This is a genomic window from Trichocoleus sp. AS-A1 (assembly GCF_039962015.1).
GTDB lineage: Bacteria > Cyanobacteriota > Cyanobacteriia > Cyanobacteriales > FACHB-T130 > FACHB-T130.
The window spans coordinates 23,215-40,396 of record NZ_JAMPKG010000009.1 but is presented as its reverse complement, the minus strand read 5'-3'; the positions used below and the strand labels follow the sequence as shown (position 1 = coordinate 40,396).

General features: G+C 43.0%; 12 protein-coding genes. 7 read left to right on the top strand and 5 right to left on the bottom strand.

Annotated elements, in window-relative coordinates:
• The first annotated feature begins 42 nt into the window (after window positions 1-42).
• The 4 genes from NC994_RS09030 to NC994_RS09015 all read left to right on the top strand — a co-directional run bounded on the left by NC994_RS09030 (window position 43) and on the right by NC994_RS09015 (window position 5,275).
• Window positions 43-1,140, top strand: a complete 1,098-nt coding sequence (locus NC994_RS09030) for a tellurite resistance TerB C-terminal domain-containing protein (RefSeq protein WP_190431920.1) — start codon at window positions 43-45, stop codon at window positions 1,138-1,140.
• A gap of 148 nt (window positions 1,141-1,288) precedes the next feature.
• A complete protein-coding gene (locus tag NC994_RS09025; protein WP_190431918.1) occupies window positions 1,289-2,611 on the top strand; it encodes an ATP-binding protein in 1,323 nt (440 codons plus the stop codon).
• On the top strand, window positions 2,608-4,791 hold the full coding sequence (locus tag NC994_RS09020; protein WP_190431916.1) for a DEAD/DEAH box helicase: 2,184 nt from the start codon (window positions 2,608-2,610) through the stop codon (window positions 4,789-4,791). Before NC994_RS09025 ends, NC994_RS09020 begins: the two co-directional genes overlap by 4 nt.
• Before the next feature lie 70 nt (window positions 4,792-4,861).
• Entirely contained in the window at window positions 4,862-5,275 is a 414-nt protein-coding gene (locus NC994_RS09015; RefSeq protein WP_190431914.1) for a thioesterase family protein, read from the top strand.
• 111 nt (window positions 5,276-5,386) lie between these two features.
• Here the strand turns inward: NC994_RS09015 and NC994_RS09010 are convergent, their stop codons facing one another.
• From NC994_RS09010 to menA, 3 genes are read right to left on the bottom strand one after another with little or no spacing between them, the layout of a single operon-like run.
• Window positions 5,387-6,766 (bottom strand): 2-succinylbenzoate--CoA ligase, encoded by a 1,380-nt coding sequence (locus tag NC994_RS09010; RefSeq protein ID WP_190431912.1) that lies wholly within the window; start codon window positions 6,764-6,766, stop codon window positions 5,387-5,389.
• Window positions 6,766-7,851 (bottom strand): o-succinylbenzoate synthase, encoded by a 1,086-nt coding sequence (locus NC994_RS09005; protein ID WP_190431910.1) that lies wholly within the window; start codon window positions 7,849-7,851, stop codon window positions 6,766-6,768. The genes NC994_RS09010 and NC994_RS09005 overlap by 1 nt, the downstream gene beginning before the upstream one ends.
• A gap of 3 nt (window positions 7,852-7,854) precedes the next feature.
• Window positions 7,855-8,781, bottom strand: coding sequence for a 2-carboxy-1,4-naphthoquinone phytyltransferase (menA, locus tag NC994_RS09000; RefSeq protein ID WP_190431908.1), 927 nt, complete (start codon window positions 8,779-8,781; stop codon window positions 7,855-7,857).
• Between the two features lie 644 nt (window positions 8,782-9,425).
• On the opposite strand from menA, the gene NC994_RS08995 reads away from it, so the two are divergent.
• Both NC994_RS08995 and menD read left to right on the top strand, forming a co-directional pair.
• On the top strand, window positions 9,426-10,865 hold the full coding sequence (locus NC994_RS08995) for an isochorismate synthase (protein WP_190431906.1): 1,440 nt from the start codon (window positions 9,426-9,428) through the stop codon (window positions 10,863-10,865).
• 59 nt (window positions 10,866-10,924) lie between these two features.
• The gene (gene menD, locus NC994_RS08990) at window positions 10,925-12,682 is read left to right on the top strand and encodes a 2-succinyl-5-enolpyruvyl-6-hydroxy-3-cyclohexene-1-carboxylic-acid synthase (protein WP_190431904.1); all 1,758 of its coding nucleotides are present in this window, start codon (window positions 10,925-10,927) and stop codon (window positions 12,680-12,682) included.
• A gap of 74 nt (window positions 12,683-12,756) precedes the next feature.
• Here menD and NC994_RS08985 read toward each other — a convergent pair whose 3' ends face one another.
• Window positions 12,757-14,898, bottom strand: coding sequence for a P-loop NTPase fold protein (locus NC994_RS08985; protein WP_190431902.1), 2,142 nt, complete (start codon window positions 14,896-14,898; stop codon window positions 12,757-12,759).
• A 154-nt stretch (window positions 14,899-15,052) separates the two neighbouring features.
• On the opposite strand from NC994_RS08985, the gene menB reads away from it, so the two are divergent.
• Window positions 15,053-15,886 (top strand): 1,4-dihydroxy-2-naphthoyl-CoA synthase, encoded by an 834-nt coding sequence (gene menB / locus NC994_RS08980; protein WP_190414934.1) that lies wholly within the window; start codon window positions 15,053-15,055, stop codon window positions 15,884-15,886.
• Between the two features lie 208 nt (window positions 15,887-16,094).
• Here menB and NC994_RS08975 read toward each other — a convergent pair whose 3' ends face one another.
• On the bottom strand, window positions 16,095-16,412 hold the full coding sequence (locus NC994_RS08975; RefSeq protein WP_190414933.1) for a hypothetical protein: 318 nt from the start codon (window positions 16,410-16,412) through the stop codon (window positions 16,095-16,097).
• Window positions 16,413-17,182 lie beyond the last annotated feature (770 nt).

Here is a 17,182-nt window from a genome sequence, read left to right as displayed (position 1 = left end):
TTAGAACTTGGGAAATGCTGACTTTATCTCACAAAAAATGATATGCGATCGGTTAAGGTAAGCAATCGGATTTTACTAGGTTTAATTGCCTTCGGTGTGAGCTTTTTCCTGAGCCTTATTGCTAACCGAGATTTCCCGAAAGCCTTGGTTACAGGTTTAATTACTCTACCTGCTACTTATGCAGGAGCTATTGTTGTACAAATTAAACAAAGAAAGCAGAAGTTTTTTCTACAAAATGAAATTCAAGCGATTTCCGATGAAAGACAAAACTTAGAAGATGATCTCTATTATTTGGAGTCAAGCCTAAACCAACTGCACGGACAAATAGCAGAAAGTTATAACCGAAGAGAGGTGATTAATCGGGAAGTATCCACTTTAGGAGCTTATAGATACCAACTAGAAGAACAAGGGTTTATTCTCCAAACTCAACTTGAGGTTCTGGAAAGACAAAAAGCAGAAATCAATGAATCCTTGTTGGCAGCAAGAGCGGAAAGACAGAAAACAGAAACCAGCTTAAATTCCCTGAAAACAGAACTCAAGCGGCTGCAAGATCAAGTCACAGATAATCAGAGTCATAAAACAATCCTTGAGCAAGAAGTCACTAACCTTAAAAAACAAAAACGCCCTTTACAATCAGAAGTAGATAATCTACAAACTCAGCTTCAGATATTGGAAGCACAAAGAGCAGCGCTGAATCAATCCCTGGGGCTTTTAAAAGTAGAATTAGGTCAATTGCAAGGGCAAGTATCCTCTTTAAATTTGGAATACAAGCAGTTAAAAAGTGGGGATTTAAATCCCAAAAAACCTCAAAAAATGCAGTCCCAGGCAATTCCTTTTTTAGAAATACAAAAAAAACAATCAGTAGGAAATTTATCAGCGGAATGGAATGCTCTAAAAACAAAACTTACAAATGATGATATTCAGATAATCAAAGCCATAGTAGAGCAAAACAATCCAAGTGCAACGCTCAAGAAAATTGCTGAGATAAATATAACCATGCCTCAACTATTGATAGATGCAATAAACGAACGTGCTATAGATACCATTGGCGATTTTATCATTGAACCAGGTTCAGCATCGATTCCGCCTGCGATCGCAGAAGAACACTTGACAAAAGTGAAGAAGATGCTCGAAACTTAGTTTTATAAAACTAACAATTTATCAAAATTTATTATAAAACCTAAGTAAACCGAATCAAAAACCTCACCTCATTCCTCGTAGGTGAGACAGAATGAGAAACGTCAAAGCTTTGTCCGCCTATATAGCAACAAATAAATTATTTTAAATCATGACAAAAATCAAAATTACCAAAAGAATATCGAATGCTTTAATCAGTTCTCTTGGTGCAGGTGTTGTTCCTAGAATCGGTCTGGAACATATTGCTGTGGGACGCGAAAAAGAAGTCAAAGCTATTTTACAGGATTTCGATAATATTGGCGAAGGCGGTGCCGGGTTTCGCTTCGTTGTAGGACGCTATGGTTCCGGTAAAAGCTTTATGCTACAACTGATTCGCAATCACGCGATGGAAAGAGGTTTCGTAGTAGCTGATGCTGATTTATCTCCCGAACGGCGACTCGCAGGAACTGACGGAAAAGGGGTTGCAACTTATCGGGAATTAATGCAGAATCTTTCCACCAAAATTCGCCCAGAAGGTGGCGCTTTCACACCCATTTTGGAAGGATGGATTAATAATATTCAAAACCAAGTTGCACAAGAAAGCGGGATGAGACCCAACGACACTGGGTTTGACGATAAAGTAGAAGAGAAAATTCGGGAAGTCGTTAAGGATATAGAAGGCTTAGTTCACGGGTTTGACTTTGCGAATGTCATCATCGCCTATTGGCGCGGCTATCGTTCGGAGGATGATGATAAAAAGGAAGCAGCGCTACGTTGGCTTCGAGGGGAATTTGGGACGAAGACTGAGGCAAAAACCGCGCTGGGAGTACGTGTCATCATTGACGATGAAACTTGGTATGACTACATCAAGCTAGTTGCAAAGTTTGTTTCAGATATTGGCTACAAAGGGCTTTTAATTTTGGTGGATGAAGCCGTTCATTTGTACAAAATTACTCATACCGCTTCCCGTCAAAAAAACTACGATAAGCTATTGGCAATGTTCAACGATACGATGCAGGGAAGAGCAGAAAATCTCGGCATTTTTATCGGAGGAACGCCAGAATTTGTGGAGGACAAACGCCGGGGGTTATACAGTGATGAAGCATTGCGATCGCGCTTAAGCAGCCGTGTCAAAGGAGGTCATCAGGATACCTCAGCACCCGTCATCCAGCTAGAAATATTAACCCAGCAAAATATATCCGAGCTTTTGCACCGATTGGTGGATATTCATGCTACTCATTACAACTATAATAAAACTCTGAAACCGAGTGACTTGCAAGAGTTTATGCAAGAAGTTATCAATCGCTTAGGTGCAGACAAATTCTTGACACCCCGTGAAGTTGTCCGCGATTTTATCAGTATTTTGAATATCCTTCAACAAAACCCCAACATCTCTTTCAGAGAACTCATTCATGGTTCCAATTTTAAACCGACTTCTCCTGGCAAAAACCCAGAGGTAGATGGGAATACTGAATTTGCAGAATTTACCCTATGAGCGAACAGGCTTTTGCTAAATTAGCGCCTTTTATTCAAGAATACATTTACACCCAAGATTGGACTGAATTAAGAGACGTTCAAGTTGAAGCCTGTAAGGTTATTTTTGAAACAGATGCTCACTTGTTAATCGCCGCCGGAACCGCATCCGGGAAAACAGAAGCAGCTTTTCTTCCCGTTCTAACTTTATTACATCAAAACCCATCTACAACGATTGGGGCACTTTATATTAGCCCGATAAAAGCGTTAATCAACGACCAATTTGAGCGTCTAAATGACCTTTTAAAAGAAGCAGATATTCCAGTCTGGCACTGGCACGGCGATGTTTCTCAGGCTCGGAAGAAACAACTCCTAAAAGATCCCAAAGGGATTCTGCAAATAACGCCAGAATCTTTAGAAAGTCTCTTAATTAATAAAAATACTCAACTGTTTCGCTTGTTCGGAGACTTACGTTTTGTCATTATTGATGAAATCCATGCCTTTATGGGTTCCGAACGGGGTTGCCAAATTCTCTGCCAGTTGGCACGCCTTTCAAAATTTGTAAAAAATCCCACCCGTCGGATTGGTTTATCAGCTACCCTTGGCGATTATTCACTCGCTGAAGACTGGCTGCGACTGGGAACTGAAACGCCAGTCATTACTCCGGATATCGAGGGAGGAAAACGAAAAATCAATCTGGCTTTAGAGCATTTTTTTGTTTCTCCCGTTGAAACAGATGAGACTGATGATTTAGTTGTTAGTCCTTACTACAGGCATATCTTTGATATCACTAAATCTCGAAAAAGCCTGATCTTTGCTAACAATCGCTCAGATACAGAATCAGTGATTGCCAGCCTGCGTGAAATAGCCGAAGCTGAAGGATTACCAGATATTTATCACGTCCATCATGGCAGTATTTCTACCTCCTTAAGGGAAGCGGCTGAGGATGCGATGCGCGATACCAAAGTTCCATCTGTTACTGCTGCAACTATCACGCTTGAATTAGGAATCGATCTCGGTCAATTAGAGCGAGTCATTCAATTAAACGCGCCTTTATCTGTATCCAGTTTCTTGCAGAGATTGGGACGTTCGGGAAGGCGAGGAAGTGCGGCAGATATGCGGTTTGTTTGCGCGGAGGAAGAACTATCAACAGAGGAATCGCTTCCTAATCAAATTCCTTGGCAACTGTTGCAAGCTATCGCGATTATCCAACTTTACTTAGAAGAACGCTGGATTGAGCCAATCAAGCCGGTTAAATATCCTTTTAGCCTTTTATATCACCAAACAATGAGTATTTTAGCAGCGCTGGAGGAACTCTCTCCCGCAGCTTTAGCTCAGCAAGTTTTAGCCTTACCACCCTTTGCAGCTATATCTAAAGATGATTTTAGGCAATTGCTCCGAAACTTGATAGGAATTGACCACCTTCAGCAGACTGAGGGAGACAAATTAATTATCGGATTAGCTGGGGAGAAAATTGTAAAAAATTTTCATTTTTACGCCGTTTTTTCCGACACGGTTGAGTATGCTGTTAGGGATGAATCGATGGAAATTGGCAGTATCCTGATGCCTCCACCTGTTGGCAATTGCTTTGCCTTGGCAGGGAGAACGTGGGAAGTTTTGGATAGCGATGTTAAAACAAAAACGGTTTTTGTCAAGCAAGCGCAAGGTCAAGCTAAAATTTCTTGGCATGGTGGCAGTAGCAATATTCATACAAAAGTTCTTGAACGGATGCGAAAGGTTCTTTTTGAGGATATGCAGTATAGCTATTTGCAAAGTAATGCTAAAAAGCGCCTGAATGAAGCTCGTCAATTAGCTCGATTTGGGGAATTTGAAAGAAATAATATTGTTTCATTAGGAAGCAAAACTTGCTGCATATTTCCTTGGATGGGTACTGTCGCTTACCGCACCTTGGAAAGGTTTCTAAATTTCTTTGGTAGAGAGTCTCTAGATATCAAGAAGATTGGGGGTCGAGCTCCATACTTTATGACCGTTAAACTTGGAAAGGATGGGGTTGAAGAGCTTGGCTCGGAAATCCTGGCGTTTGGCAATAAAAGGATTACGGCGTTAGATTTAGTTGCTGTTGAAGAACCTTTAAAAATGCAAAAGTATGATGAGTTTATTCCTAGCAAGCTGCTTCGTAAAGCTTTTGCTTTCGATTGTCTAGATGTTGGAGAGCTGAAGAAAATTATTAGTGGTTGGTAGATGAGAGAATAGAAAGGCTAGAAGAAGCGTAAAACAAAGTTTAAGGCGAAGCGATCGCATCTATCTATAAATGTCATTTACTTATACCCGAACGATTCGTTTTCAGGATACCGACGCCGCCGGTGTTGTCTACTTTGCTAATGTCTTGGCAATGTGTCACGAAGCTTATGAAGAATCCCTAGCGGCTTTGGATATCAATCTCAAGTTGTTTTTCAGCAACCCGAATGTTGCGATTCCTATTGTTCATGCCAGCGTTGATTTTTTCAGTCCGATGTATTGTGGTGACAAAGTAGTTATTCAGTTAATTCCTCAACATCTTTCATCTGAAAAATTTGAAGTTAATTACCAATTTATTGCAGAGAATCGGGTAGTCGCACAAGCAATTACTCGGCACGTTTGCATCGATGCAGCTACTAGAAGTAGAAAAGAAATTCCAGCGGAGATGATTCGATGGCTTCAGCAATTGAAGGAAGAAGAGGAATAAACCGCATTAGCGTTCGCGTAGCGGCGCGGATGCGCGAGAGGGATGCGCGAGTAGACGCAAAGGATGCGAAGAGAGAGTTTATAGAGTGCGTTAGACTTCGTTATGCTGTCACTAAAATACCCTACTATAAGCAATTTTTTGTAGCTGTTCGCGGTTCACTTTTCCCTGAGCGTTTCTTGGTAATGTTTCTACTCGCACCCAGTATTTAGGGCGTTTAAATTTGCTCAATTTATCTTCAATTTCTATTTGTAGAGTATAAGTAGAAATGTCTGATTTACTGGGAACATAAACGGCTGTTACAATTTGTCCCCAGTGAGAGTCGGGTAAACCAATTACACAGACATCAGCAACTAAACCTGTAGCTTGAATTGCAGCTTCTACTTCAGAGGGGAAGACGTTTTCGCCACCTGTGATAATTTTGTTACTGCTACGACCGATAATATTTAAATTACTCTGTTCGTCAATAAAGCCTAAATCATCTACTTGGAAATGTTGTTGATTAGGAAATTTTTCAGGATAGTAACCAAGTGCCAAAGAATCAGATTTAACGGTAACAGTTCCTACTTGGTTGATTTCTAATATCTCGCTGCTAGAACTACAAATTGTCACTTTGGCATGGGGGAGAATCTGACCGCAATTGTTAGTACCGTTGAGAAAATATTCTGGTTTGAGGGTGGCAATTTGCGAGGCGGTTTCTGTCATGCCATAAGTGGGTGCTAAGCGGATGCTGTGGCGTCTCGCCTCTTCCAGAAGTTCTATCCACGCAGGGGCACCTCCCAAAAGCACTGTCTGAAAGCTGGATAACCAGGCGGTTAACTCTGGACTTTGTAGGAGACGTTGCAGTTGAGTGGGTACTAAGGATAGAAAACATTCAGATGGATCGATATCGCACTTTTCACTAGATTCTAATTCTTTAAATGGCACAATTGCTAATCTTCCCCCAGAGGTGAAGGAACGCATAAATTGCATCAAACCGCTGACATGATACAGGGGCAATACACAAAAAGAATTTACTTGATTTATTTGAAAATACTGTCTAAAACCTTGTACGGATGCCATTAAGGTTTCCCAGGTGTGGATGGCAAATCGAATCTGCCCTGATGAACCTCCAGTGGGAATCATAATCCAGTTGTTGCTAGTTGCAGAGACGCGATTTTTGTCTCTACAAGATGGGAAGGTTAAACGATAAGGGCAAGCTCCCCAAATTAGGTCTGGTTGGACTAAATCAAAAACTTGTTGCCATTCGTGTTTAACCCAGTTGGGATTACAAATAAAAACTGGACAACCAGCGGCACAGGAAGCGATGAAGCTAGCAATAAATTGGATTGGTTCTCGCTCTGCTAGTAATATTTTTGGTTTATTTTCCGAGTTCGCAAGCGGGGTTAATTGATTAAATAATTGCTCGGCAATATCAATAAATTTGCGACTGTCGTAACCAATCAGCCAGTCATCATTAGCACGTTCTTTAAGATAGTCTAGTGGCGATTCCATCAATTCTTAAATCTGATTTCTTCATCTTCGTCAAACCAGTGGTTGATGCCAAAACCGACTGCTCGATTGTGACGGGATAATTCTGCTGCTAGCTTTAATGCTGCCTGTCTACCCATCGTGGTTTCAAAGACGGAGGAGAAGACGGCATCAATTTCATGTTGTTGGCAAAATTGGCGCAAACGGGATGGAGAACCGGCGATGCAGGGCTTAATGACAAAAATCCCCCGCCAACCTTCACGGTACGCAGTTGCCATCTGGTCAATTGTAGCCACGGATTCATCTAAGGCGATCGCAGTGGCGTAGCACATACTTAATTCCGCCATCCCCTGAAATTGAGCCACAGACAGCGGTTGTTCGAGAAATTCAATTTCTACAGGTAATTCCTCCGCCTTAACATTGTCGCAAGTCCACAGCCACAGGTTTGCTTGCTCGTAACTGAGTCCCCCATTGGCATCCAGGCGCAGTTTTACCCCTTCTGGCAGTGTTTGGGTAAGTCGTTGGAAAATTTTTAGTTCATCTGCAATTGGGTAAACGCCGATTTTCCATTTGAAGGTGCGATATCCTTGGTTCCAAAGTGTCTGCCATTGATTTAAAGCGGCCTCGCCAGCGGGGAGTAAGCCGCTGTACGCATATTCTCTTGTGAGGCTTTCGCTGAACCTCTCCCCCAACCCCTCTCGATCCCCCCTTTCCCCCCTTTTTAAGGGGGGTTGGAGAGAGGCTTTCAATTCCCCCCCGTCCCCAGCAGGGAAGGGGGGCTGGGGGGTTAGGTTTGCCTTATCCTGAAAATGAGAGATATCTTCCCAAGCGGACTCCAAGCCAAATTGACAGGCGGGAAGGGCAGATGGGATGGAGTAAATCATCTCATCGGTAATTTCCTCCGGCAGCTGGCGACAAAATGACAGCGCTTGCTCTAAGGTTTCGGAACCAAACCAGCTCAGGGGGGCGATTTCGCCCCAGCCGACTTGCCCGTTCTCATCAGTGAGGCGGAGGATGATGCCCTCTCGAATGTCCCAGATGCCGTGACTGGTTTGCAAGGGACGCACAAATCTCCGCCGGTAAGGACAAAACTCAAACCGATATTGCATCAGCTATAACGGCAGTACAAACCCCAATCCCAACAGCAGTCCACTCCAAAAATGTAGGGATACTGCGATGAATTTGCTGTTACTGACCTTCTCCGGTTGATCGTGATACTGGTGGACGTGGCGGCATAATTTGATGGCGAAGGGCAAACTTGCAAAGGTTAGCAACGTCCAAACGGGAAAAATTTGCAAAACGACAAACAACCCAGTCAGCGCATAAATACTGCCGCTAAACCAGGACAATAATTGCGATCCTCTCTGAGTGCCTAGGCGGACGATGGGCGATCGCTTCCCGGCTGCCAAATCGTCCGCAACCTGGTGAAAATGGGAGCAAAACAAAATTAAACTCGTGGCAATCCCTACAATAATAGACACTGCAAGGCTGGTCATCGACCATGTGCCGGTTTGACTATAATAAGCCGCCGCCACTGCTAGGGGACCAAAGCAAATAAAGCAGATAATTTCCCCCAAACCCTGGTAGCCTAAGCGAAAGGGAGGTCCCTGATAGCTGTAGCCCAACGCACAGCTCAGGAGTACCAATCCGATGACTGTGAGGTCTTGTTGCCACCATGCGATCGCTAAGATTCCCAGTACACCCAGCCCTAAAAACAGATTTGCTAGCCAAAAAATTAATGATTTGTTACCTGTCAAATTCACCAAGGAGTGGGCTTTGTTCTTATCAATACCCGTCTCCGAATCAAACACATCATTGCTGAGATTCAGCCATGCAATAATCAAAATTGCTGACATTAAAAATGTAGAAAATATTGCTCCCTGAAGCACTTGAGTGTCAGCAAAAGCAACAGATGTTCCCACCCAAATTGGAATGATAGCAACGCTGTACATGGGCGGCTTAATCGCTGCCATCCAAAGACCGGGGTCGCTGATGTTTGCCCCTCCACTGGTGGGATGATTAATCAATTTTGTATTCATTAGTCTCAATCTATGCTACTGCCAAGAAGCTACCAAATTTTACAACTCTAAAGCCGTGATAGGATATTTGCTACAGACTTTGTTACAAGCCCTTTAGTAGGGAGACAGAGGTTTCCAGTTGTGTCTTGACCTATGGAAGACTAGCCTATGTCAAATCTTAAGCAGGTTCTTTCAAAACTAGCTACTTGTTATGACCTCCCGCATATTCTGCTCTGTCAAATCACACATTTTATCTAAACAGTGTAGATTTAGATACAATGTTTAAGACTTATTAAAATCTAATCAATGAAGATGCCCCTGCGGTAATCATCCTGAAATTTAAGTTAAGGAATCATTGAAAGTATGACGACAATCTTAAAAGCAGGCGAAAGTTGTAAACTAGAAATACTACAGAGAAACCAATACATAGGCTTAGCCTTATTCCTCAAAAAATATTTTTGGGGAATTGTTAAGAATTTCAATAAGGTTATTGGTAAGCACACCTTACTTTTAGAAAATAGGGGAAGGCTGGCAGATACGACCAGTTTTCAACGGACTGTCATTATTCTATTGGCTCTTAGGATAGGTTTGTTCGATTACTAACAATAAACCAGGAGCCACAGCTAGTTGTATTAACATCAAATTGCCAACCTATCCTCGCTTCCATGCTAGTCACACCCTATCTTAAAAATCTTTTTCAAGACACTCACGAACTGCATCAATTTCTTTTAGCCTTTAAGCAGACTGCTGTACAAAAAAAACAGACACAGCTCCTCAGTATTTCTCAAGAAATCCCAGCAGTCGATCCGTTGGTTGTCCTTCAGGCGATCGCTAGACCCGATCAATTACACTTTTACTTTGAAAAACCAGCACAAGGAGAAGCGATCGCTGCCATCGACACCGCAGCTGCGCTAACACTAGAAAGCCCCAATCGGTTTAACAAATCCCAGGAGTTTATTCAATCTTGCATTGCCAATACCACGAGTATTGGTGAAGTTAATTTACCTTTTTCGGGCGCTCATTTTTTCTGCGCTTTTACATTTTTTAATGAAAATCTAGGAGCGGATTCTCTTTTTCCTTCCGCCACAGTATTCTTACCCCGATGGCAAATCTCTCTAAAAAATCAGACTTCGGTAGTAGTCGCAAATATTCTGATTGATTCAGAGATAAATATTCAAGATTTAACTGAAAGCTTATGGCGTACATTTCAGGCAATCAGAGTTACTGGTTTAGAAAGATTTCATAGTGCATCTTTTCTAGATATTGCAATTGATGCCAGAAAACTATTTAAAAAACAAGATGTTGCAGATGTAAACCATTTTAAATCATCGGTGGTTAAGGCTTTATCATCAATTCAGGAAGAAAAAATTCATAAAATTGTTTTGGCTCACGCCCTTGATGTTATCTCCCCGATTCCTTTCCAGTTAATTCCCTCCGTCAATCATTTACGAACTCGCAATCCTGATTGCAATATTTTTTCCACCAGTAACGGCAAGGGACAAAGTTTTATTGGTGCAAGTCCCGAACGTTTAATTAGTATTCATGACCATGAATTAGTAACGGACGCTCTGGCAGGTTCAGCACCTAGAGGAAAAATAGCAAGTGAAGATGCGGAATTAGCAAATCGGTTACTAACCAGTGAAAAAGAAAGACGCGAACATCGAGTAGTCATTGATTTTATTCGCGATCGCCTTTCCCAGCTAGGTTTAAATCCTCAAGTATTGTCCCAACCACAGCTATTGAAACTCTTAAATATTCAGCATTTATGGACACCCATTCAGGCGAAAATACCGGCAGGCGTTCATCCCTTAGAAATCCTGGCTGAACTCCATCCGACACCAGCCGTTGCTGGCGTCCCCAGCGAGAGTGCCCAGAAAGAAATTTGCCGCTATGAAACCTTCAATAGGTCATTATATGCCGCGCCGCTCGGTTGGGTAGATCGCCAAGGAAATAGTGAATTTGTTGTGGGAATTCGCTCAGCCCTCATAGATGGCTGTCGTGCCAGACTCTACGCCGGTGCCGGTATCGTTGCTGGTTCCGATCCAGACAAAGAATTAGCAGAAATTCAACTTAAACTCCAGGCACTTCTAAAAGCTTTAGTCTAGCCGGAACTCTCTCTTCTCTCTTTCTTTCTTAGCGTCTTTGCGGTTCATTCTTCTTTTAAATGCCCGTTGATTTTCGTAACACCAACTCCCTCTGGGCTTCCATCCTAACCGAAACATTAAAGCGACTAGGATTAACCACAGCCGTTATTTGTCCAGGTTCTCGTTCAACACCCCTTACTGTTGCTTTCGCTCAAACTGATGAGATAGAAGCCATTCCTGTTTTGGACGAACGATCCGCCGCATTTTTGGCATTAGGAATTGCGAAAAAATCTGGATTGCCGGTGGCGTTAGTTTGCACTTCTGGAACTGCCGGGGCAAATTTTTACCCAGCCGTAATTGAAGCTAGGGAAAGTCGAATTCCGCTTTTAGTTTTAACCGCCGATCGCCCCCCAGAATTGCGAGATTGTCATTCTGGACAGACGATCGATCAGGTGAAATTATTTGGCAATTATCCCAACTGGCAAGCTGAGTTAGCGTTGCCTTCTCTAGAGATGGGAATGCTGGGTTATCTGCGGCAGACAGTGATGTATGCGTGGGAAAGAATGCTCTTTCCGACTCCAGGCTCCGTTCATCTTAACATCCCCTTCCGCGACCCCCTCGCCCCAAGTCCCGACGGTGCTGTAGAGATGCAAAATGGTGCGTCTCTACTAGAAGAAGATTTCTTTGCAAATTGTCAGCCATTAGGAGCAACTTTCAACCTGCAACCTACCACTTTCAACCCCATACAGGAGTGGCGGCAATGTGACAGAGGAATTATTATCGCTGGGACTGCACAACCGAAAATACCGGAAGAGTATGCGATCGCGATCGCGCACCTCTCCAAATCTTTAAAATGGCCTGTATTGGCTGAGGCGCTATCTCCATTAAGGAACTATAGTCAACTGAACCATTATCTAATTTCTACCTATGACTTAATCCTGCGTAATCAGCAGTTAGCGCAAAAACTGACACCAGAAATGGTAATTCAAATCGGTGAATTACCTACCAGTAAAGAACTGCGAAACTGGCTAGATAAAACTCAACCGCGCCGATGGGTAATTGACCCCAGCCACCACAATTTAGATCCCTTGCACGGCAATACAACCCACCTGCGAATCTCCATAGAACACCTATTTCAAACCTACCCAAATGAACTTGTAGAGACGGAAGCGATCGCGTCTTATCTCAGCAGTTGGTGTGAAGCCGAATCAAAGGTCAGGAAAGCCATCGACCAAACGATGGCAACAATGTACACACTTTTTGAAGGAAAAGCCGCTTGGTTACTTTCCAAGACGCTACCACCGGGCACTCCTCTGTTTATTTCTAATAGTATGCCGGTGCGAGATGTAGAGTTTTTCTGGGCACCCAACAATTCCGGGATTCAGCCCTTTTTTAATCGAGGCGCGAATGGCATTGATGGCACCTTATCGACTGCTTTAGGCATTGCACATCGCAATCAAAGCACTGTGATGCTGACAGGTGACTTAGCTTTATTGCACGATACTAACGGCTTTTTACTGAGAAGTAAATTTATAGGGCATTTGACCATAATTTTAATTAACAACAATGGCGGCGGCATCTTTGAAATGTTGCCGATTTCCAAATTTAACCCACCCTTTGAAGAATTTTTTGCCACACCACAGGATATAAATTTTGCTCAGCTTTGTGCTACTTACAATGTAGAGCATGAAGTGATTACATCCTGGGAACACCTGAAGCAACGATTAAACCCATTGCCATCGCAGGGACTCCGGGTTTTAGAGTTGCCAACCAATCGCAAGGTAGATGCCAAATGGCGGAAAGAGAATTTGGGAAAATTGGCAGCAGATATCCTGTGAACGTTAACTCTGGTGAATCATTCAGCCTTTCATGCTAATGGATCGTCAGAATCTTTCTCCTGCTGACTCCTGTCCTATTCTTCAATAAATCGCGCGATCGCATTTTTCTGTTCTTCTGTTAAACAATCCTTTTCAAGAAGGCTCCTAAGCCGGTTAATCGCTAAAGATACGTCAACGTAGGGTTCAAGTAAATTCGGCTCAAGCCCGTAGCCGGTGCTTTGACCCATATTAGACTCAGATTTTCTAAATGCTTTTTCAAAAAACTTCTCAAAGAAATCAACTAGCCCTTCGTCGTTTTTAATCGCCTCTTTAACCCACTGTTTGACTTCATCCTCGCTTGTTTGCTCCCGCCAATAATACAGGATATGTGCTAAACCTGGCGTTTGTAATAGGGAGTTTTGCTGCACGGCATCTTGCACCTTATTTAAGGCAATTTCTTCAAGTTCATCAAGGTGCTGTGCGCTGATAAGTCTTTCTTCTTCTAGATTTGATTCACTAGCTCCAAACTTACCGTGTTGTTGACCTAGGACGACTACTTTGTCCACAATTGTTAAAACTGCCTTACCATCTGACATCGCCTGTTTCAACACCTCAAACCGTGCTGGTTCCTCAAGACGACGCAACAGATGTGAGATGATGCGCTTGATTCTGATATCATTTCCAAAATCAAACATTCCGCACGGTTCGTCTTCAGGACGCAAAAGGCGATCGCCCACATCCAATAAAGCTTGCACAATTGAAGGAATGCTATTTAAAGGAATTTCTTTTTCAGTGTAATCCTCAAGTTGTTCCAAAAATATCCGAACTTGCGTCGTACCCTCAGGACGTTTTTGATTAGCGAGTTCTACAAGAGTTTCTCCAAATGCCTTCGCATCGCCTGCCAAAGCAAGGATGGCTTTCATCTCGGTATTCGATAATTCACCTTCTGGTAACGCCAGACGGAAGTAGACTGGAAATACTTCTAAGCTGCACACGCGCAGTTGTCTGCGCCATGTTAACTCTTGTTGTGCAACGTATTGGGTATTATTACCCCAAATCGCTGATAACTTAGGAAAGAGGATCAATAGCAACCGTTTAACTGGCTCTTTATCCTCATCTTGAAGCTGAGCAAGCCAAGAATTGTAAAGAGATTTTAGTTCGTCTGCTGTAGCACTTACAAAACCTTTGGTATCCGTGTCTCCTGCAAAAGCTTTAGGATTTTTGCGAATGATGTCATATATCGTTGGGCAAAAGACTCGCAGCGACTCAACAGCGATGAAATCCACTGAGTTTACTTCACCTTGAACTGCCGGGTACGTCATGCTTAAGGTGTTTATCAAACGAGTGATATCGCGAGTGTTGGTAATAAATTGGTCTATCCCTTGATAGTAAATATTTCCCCAATAATTTCTATCTAATAGCTGTGTAGGGGTGTCAGCAAGTACGAAATTCAGTTTTTCAAAAAGTAGCCTGCGGAGTAGATTTTTATTGGGAATTGGTAACTCAAAAGGAACTTGAACAAGTTTATCAAGATAGGCTTCTCCAGTTGTCCCCTGCGTGTCTGCAAGTGCTTTGAGGGCAATTTCTTTATCGCAGGCTAGGACATAGACAACATTTGTAAAATTTGGAATGGCTTTGACAACGCGAAACAACTGTCTAATTTCGTCAGTGGCAAGCCTGTCAATATCGTCAATTGTTACCACGATTCGCGGATGCTGCTTTAGCAGTGTGTTTTCGACTTCTTCTTTTAAGTCGGAAGTATCCTTTTGCTTATCGTCAAATATTTTTTCTACTACCTTACCCGCTGGAGCGTAAGGAATAGGAATTTCAGAAAACAGTTTACCGAAATCGGCTAGTCGATCTTTTAAGCCTTTCGGTACAGACTTGAATTCACTCAAAACAGCCTGTAATTGGTCAATGAAGCGCCTTGTGATATCTTCGTGCCCGGAAAACAACCAGGGATTAAAGGGTACGATAATTGGTTGCTCGTTCTCTGGTTTTTCCTTTAGATAGTGAACTAAAAAATTCAACAGCGTCGATTTGCCAGAACCCCAGGAACCGTAGACTGCAATCACGAAGCCTTCCGGAAAGCTCATTTTGCAAATACTGTCTGCTAGATATCTTGCAAAGGTCGCATATCCTAATCGATCTGCTTTCGGATTGGTTAAAGCGTTATCTGACGATAAAGCATTAAAATTCTCAGATTCGACTTCGGAATTCTTCTCAGTCTGTCCCATAAAATGCCTTTTCTTAGCCCTGTCGTCATGATGACACAGCGATCGCTCAAGCCTCCTCTCTCTTGAGGTTCTACCTAGTCACCGTAATTTCAAACACTGGGTTAAAATTCTCAAGCCGAAATACTGCACAACTCGAAATACTGCACAACTCTCTATGCAAATCAACTGGCAAACCGCCAAAACCTACGAAGACATCCTCTATCACAAAGGCGACGGTATCGCCAAAATCACGATTAATCGCCCGCACAAACGCAACGCTTTCCGTCCCAAAACCGTCTTTGAACTTTACAACGCCTTCTGCGATGCTCGCGAAGATACTAGCATTGGCGTCGTATTATTTACTGGCGCTGGCCCTCACACCGATGGCAAATACGCCTTCTGCTCTGGTGGCGATCAAAGTGTGCGGGGACAAGCTGGGTATGTAGACGATGAAGGCATCCCCCGCCTAAATGTCCTAGACTTGCAACGCCTAATTCGTTCCATGCCCAAAGTCGTCATTGCGCTTGTGGCAGGTTATGCCATCGGTGGCGGACACGTCCTGCACCTGATTTGCGACCTCACCATCGCCGCAGATAATGCTGTTTTTGGGCAAACTGGCCCTAAAGTCGGCAGCTTCGATGGTGGATTTGGTGCCAGCTATCTTGCCCGGATTGTTGGGCAAAAAAAGGCGCGAGAAATTTGGTTTCTCTGCCGCCAGTACAGCGCACAGCAAGCACTAGAAATGGGCTTAGTGAATTGCGTCGTGCCTGTAGAACAGCTGGAACAAGAAGGCATCCAGTGGGCTAATGAAATTTTAGAAAAAAGCCCGATTGCCATCCGGTGTCTAAAAGCTGCTTTCAACGCCGATTGCGATGGACAAGCTGGTTTGCAAGAACTCGCCGGTAATGCCACCTTGCTTTATTACATGACTGAGGAAGGAGCCGAAGGCAAGCAGGCATTTTTGGAAAAACGTCCACCCGATTTCCGTCAATATCCTTGGCTGCCTTAGTCGTTCGCAAATGGAAAAACCCGTTTTCTGAAAAAAAACGGGTTTAAAGAGTCATCTTTTGTAAAAAAGTATCCTACAAGGCTCTTAAATCAAAAATCGCACCTTGACTTAAATAAGGTGCGATTCTAAAGCAAATCTTTATTTTTTTAAGAGTTGAAGCAAGTTGCCTTGACAAACTGCAAGGTGAGCTTACTATTCTTTATTTTATTCATACGAGCAGCGCCTCTTCTTCTACTGACTGTTGGGCAGTAGAGACATTCTCGTTAAGCGAGGTAGATTCTTGAGAAGAGTTCAGCGAACATTTGATTGAGAGCGCCTCCGGTGTTTTCAGGGTTTCATCCTGCCAGCGCATCATTACTTCGAGACGTTCCCAAGACGGCGCAAATGCCGGAAGTGCTAAAGAACAGGCTCCCCAGCCGCCTCGAACGGGCACGCCGAGTTGCTGACAAAGACCCCCACGACGCCCTTCGGGCTTGTAATACTGACAATACCGGCAGGCAGAAGTTACAGTATTTAAGGTCTTCATGGGAGTCCTCTTTAGGAGAATTTTTATCTATGCTTTATATTAAAATTCTCTATTAACGGTTGTAGAGTTTGGAATGTTGGAATCTATATTCCCCGTCTATGTTCTAGCGATCCCCAAGTACAAATACTGATTTAGATTTTCTTTAGCTTTGTGTAATAGACAGACACATGAAACATTAAAAACGGACACATCTATCTATAGTAAGTAATCTCGTGAACAATACCATTTTTTAACAAAACCCTATGGGGATCAAGACAAACCTTAAGCCTATCCGTTTCAGAAAAGACTAAATTTAGCTCATTTATTCAGTCGTTTATCTCTTGATTTAAATGACAAACTTTGCATTGCTCGACTAAATTGAGATTTTTGCCTCTAAAATTCTTTGAGTCAGCCTTAGTAAGCAATTAAAATCATTACATTCCCTGTAACCACTTAGGAAGTAAGGATGTCAGCATACGGGCGAAGCAATCGGGAAATAGTATTGATGCCATAAATTCAGGGCATTAGTGGCATACAAGCTTCGCCTGAGAAGACTTTTGTACAGAAGGCTACGCAGGCGTCCAAGTTACAAGATGTAACGGAGAGGAAACTGGCATCTGTAACATACGATACAAAACAACTTCACATTCCGGTCTGAATTAGGAACTAAGCAGATAGACCTAAATAAATTCAAGCGATGCAGATGATTTGTGGGGTTTGAGGGGTGCCACCAGAGAAAGCAAGCGTTGCCCGCGACCTAGTACCAATCGCTGTTTCGGCTTAATGGCACC

What these genes read in the sequence shown, in the direction of transcription:
- NC994_RS09030 (WP_190431920.1), top strand. Translation starts at nt 43, where the DNA reads ATGCGATCGGTTAAGGTAAGCAATCGGATTTTACTAGGTTTAATTGCC.
- NC994_RS09025 (WP_190431918.1), top strand. Translation starts at nt 1,289, where the DNA reads ATGACAAAAATCAAAATTACCAAAAGAATATCGAATGCTTTAATCAGT.
- NC994_RS09020 (WP_190431916.1), top strand. Translation starts at nt 2,608, where the DNA reads ATGAGCGAACAGGCTTTTGCTAAATTAGCGCCTTTTATTCAAGAATAC.
- NC994_RS09015 (WP_190431914.1), top strand. Translation starts at nt 4,862, where the DNA reads ATGTCATTTACTTATACCCGAACGATTCGTTTTCAGGATACCGACGCC.
- NC994_RS09010 (WP_190431912.1), bottom strand. Translation starts at nt 6,766, where the DNA reads ATGGAATCGCCACTAGACTATCTTAAAGAACGTGCTAATGATGACTGG.
- NC994_RS09005 (WP_190431910.1), bottom strand. Translation starts at nt 7,851, where the DNA reads ATGCAATATCGGTTTGAGTTTTGTCCTTACCGGCGGAGATTTGTGCGT.
- menA (WP_190431908.1), bottom strand. Translation starts at nt 8,781, where the DNA reads ATGAATACAAAATTGATTAATCATCCCACCAGTGGAGGGGCAAACATC.
- NC994_RS08995 (WP_190431906.1), top strand. Translation starts at nt 9,426, where the DNA reads ATGCTAGTCACACCCTATCTTAAAAATCTTTTTCAAGACACTCACGAA.
- menD (WP_190431904.1), top strand. Translation starts at nt 10,925, where the DNA reads ATGCCCGTTGATTTTCGTAACACCAACTCCCTCTGGGCTTCCATCCTA.
- NC994_RS08985 (WP_190431902.1), bottom strand. Translation starts at nt 14,898, where the DNA reads ATGGGACAGACTGAGAAGAATTCCGAAGTCGAATCTGAGAATTTTAAT.
- menB (WP_190414934.1), top strand. Translation starts at nt 15,053, where the DNA reads ATGCAAATCAACTGGCAAACCGCCAAAACCTACGAAGACATCCTCTAT.
- NC994_RS08975 (WP_190414933.1), bottom strand. Translation starts at nt 16,412, where the DNA reads ATGAAGACCTTAAATACTGTAACTTCTGCCTGCCGGTATTGTCAGTAT.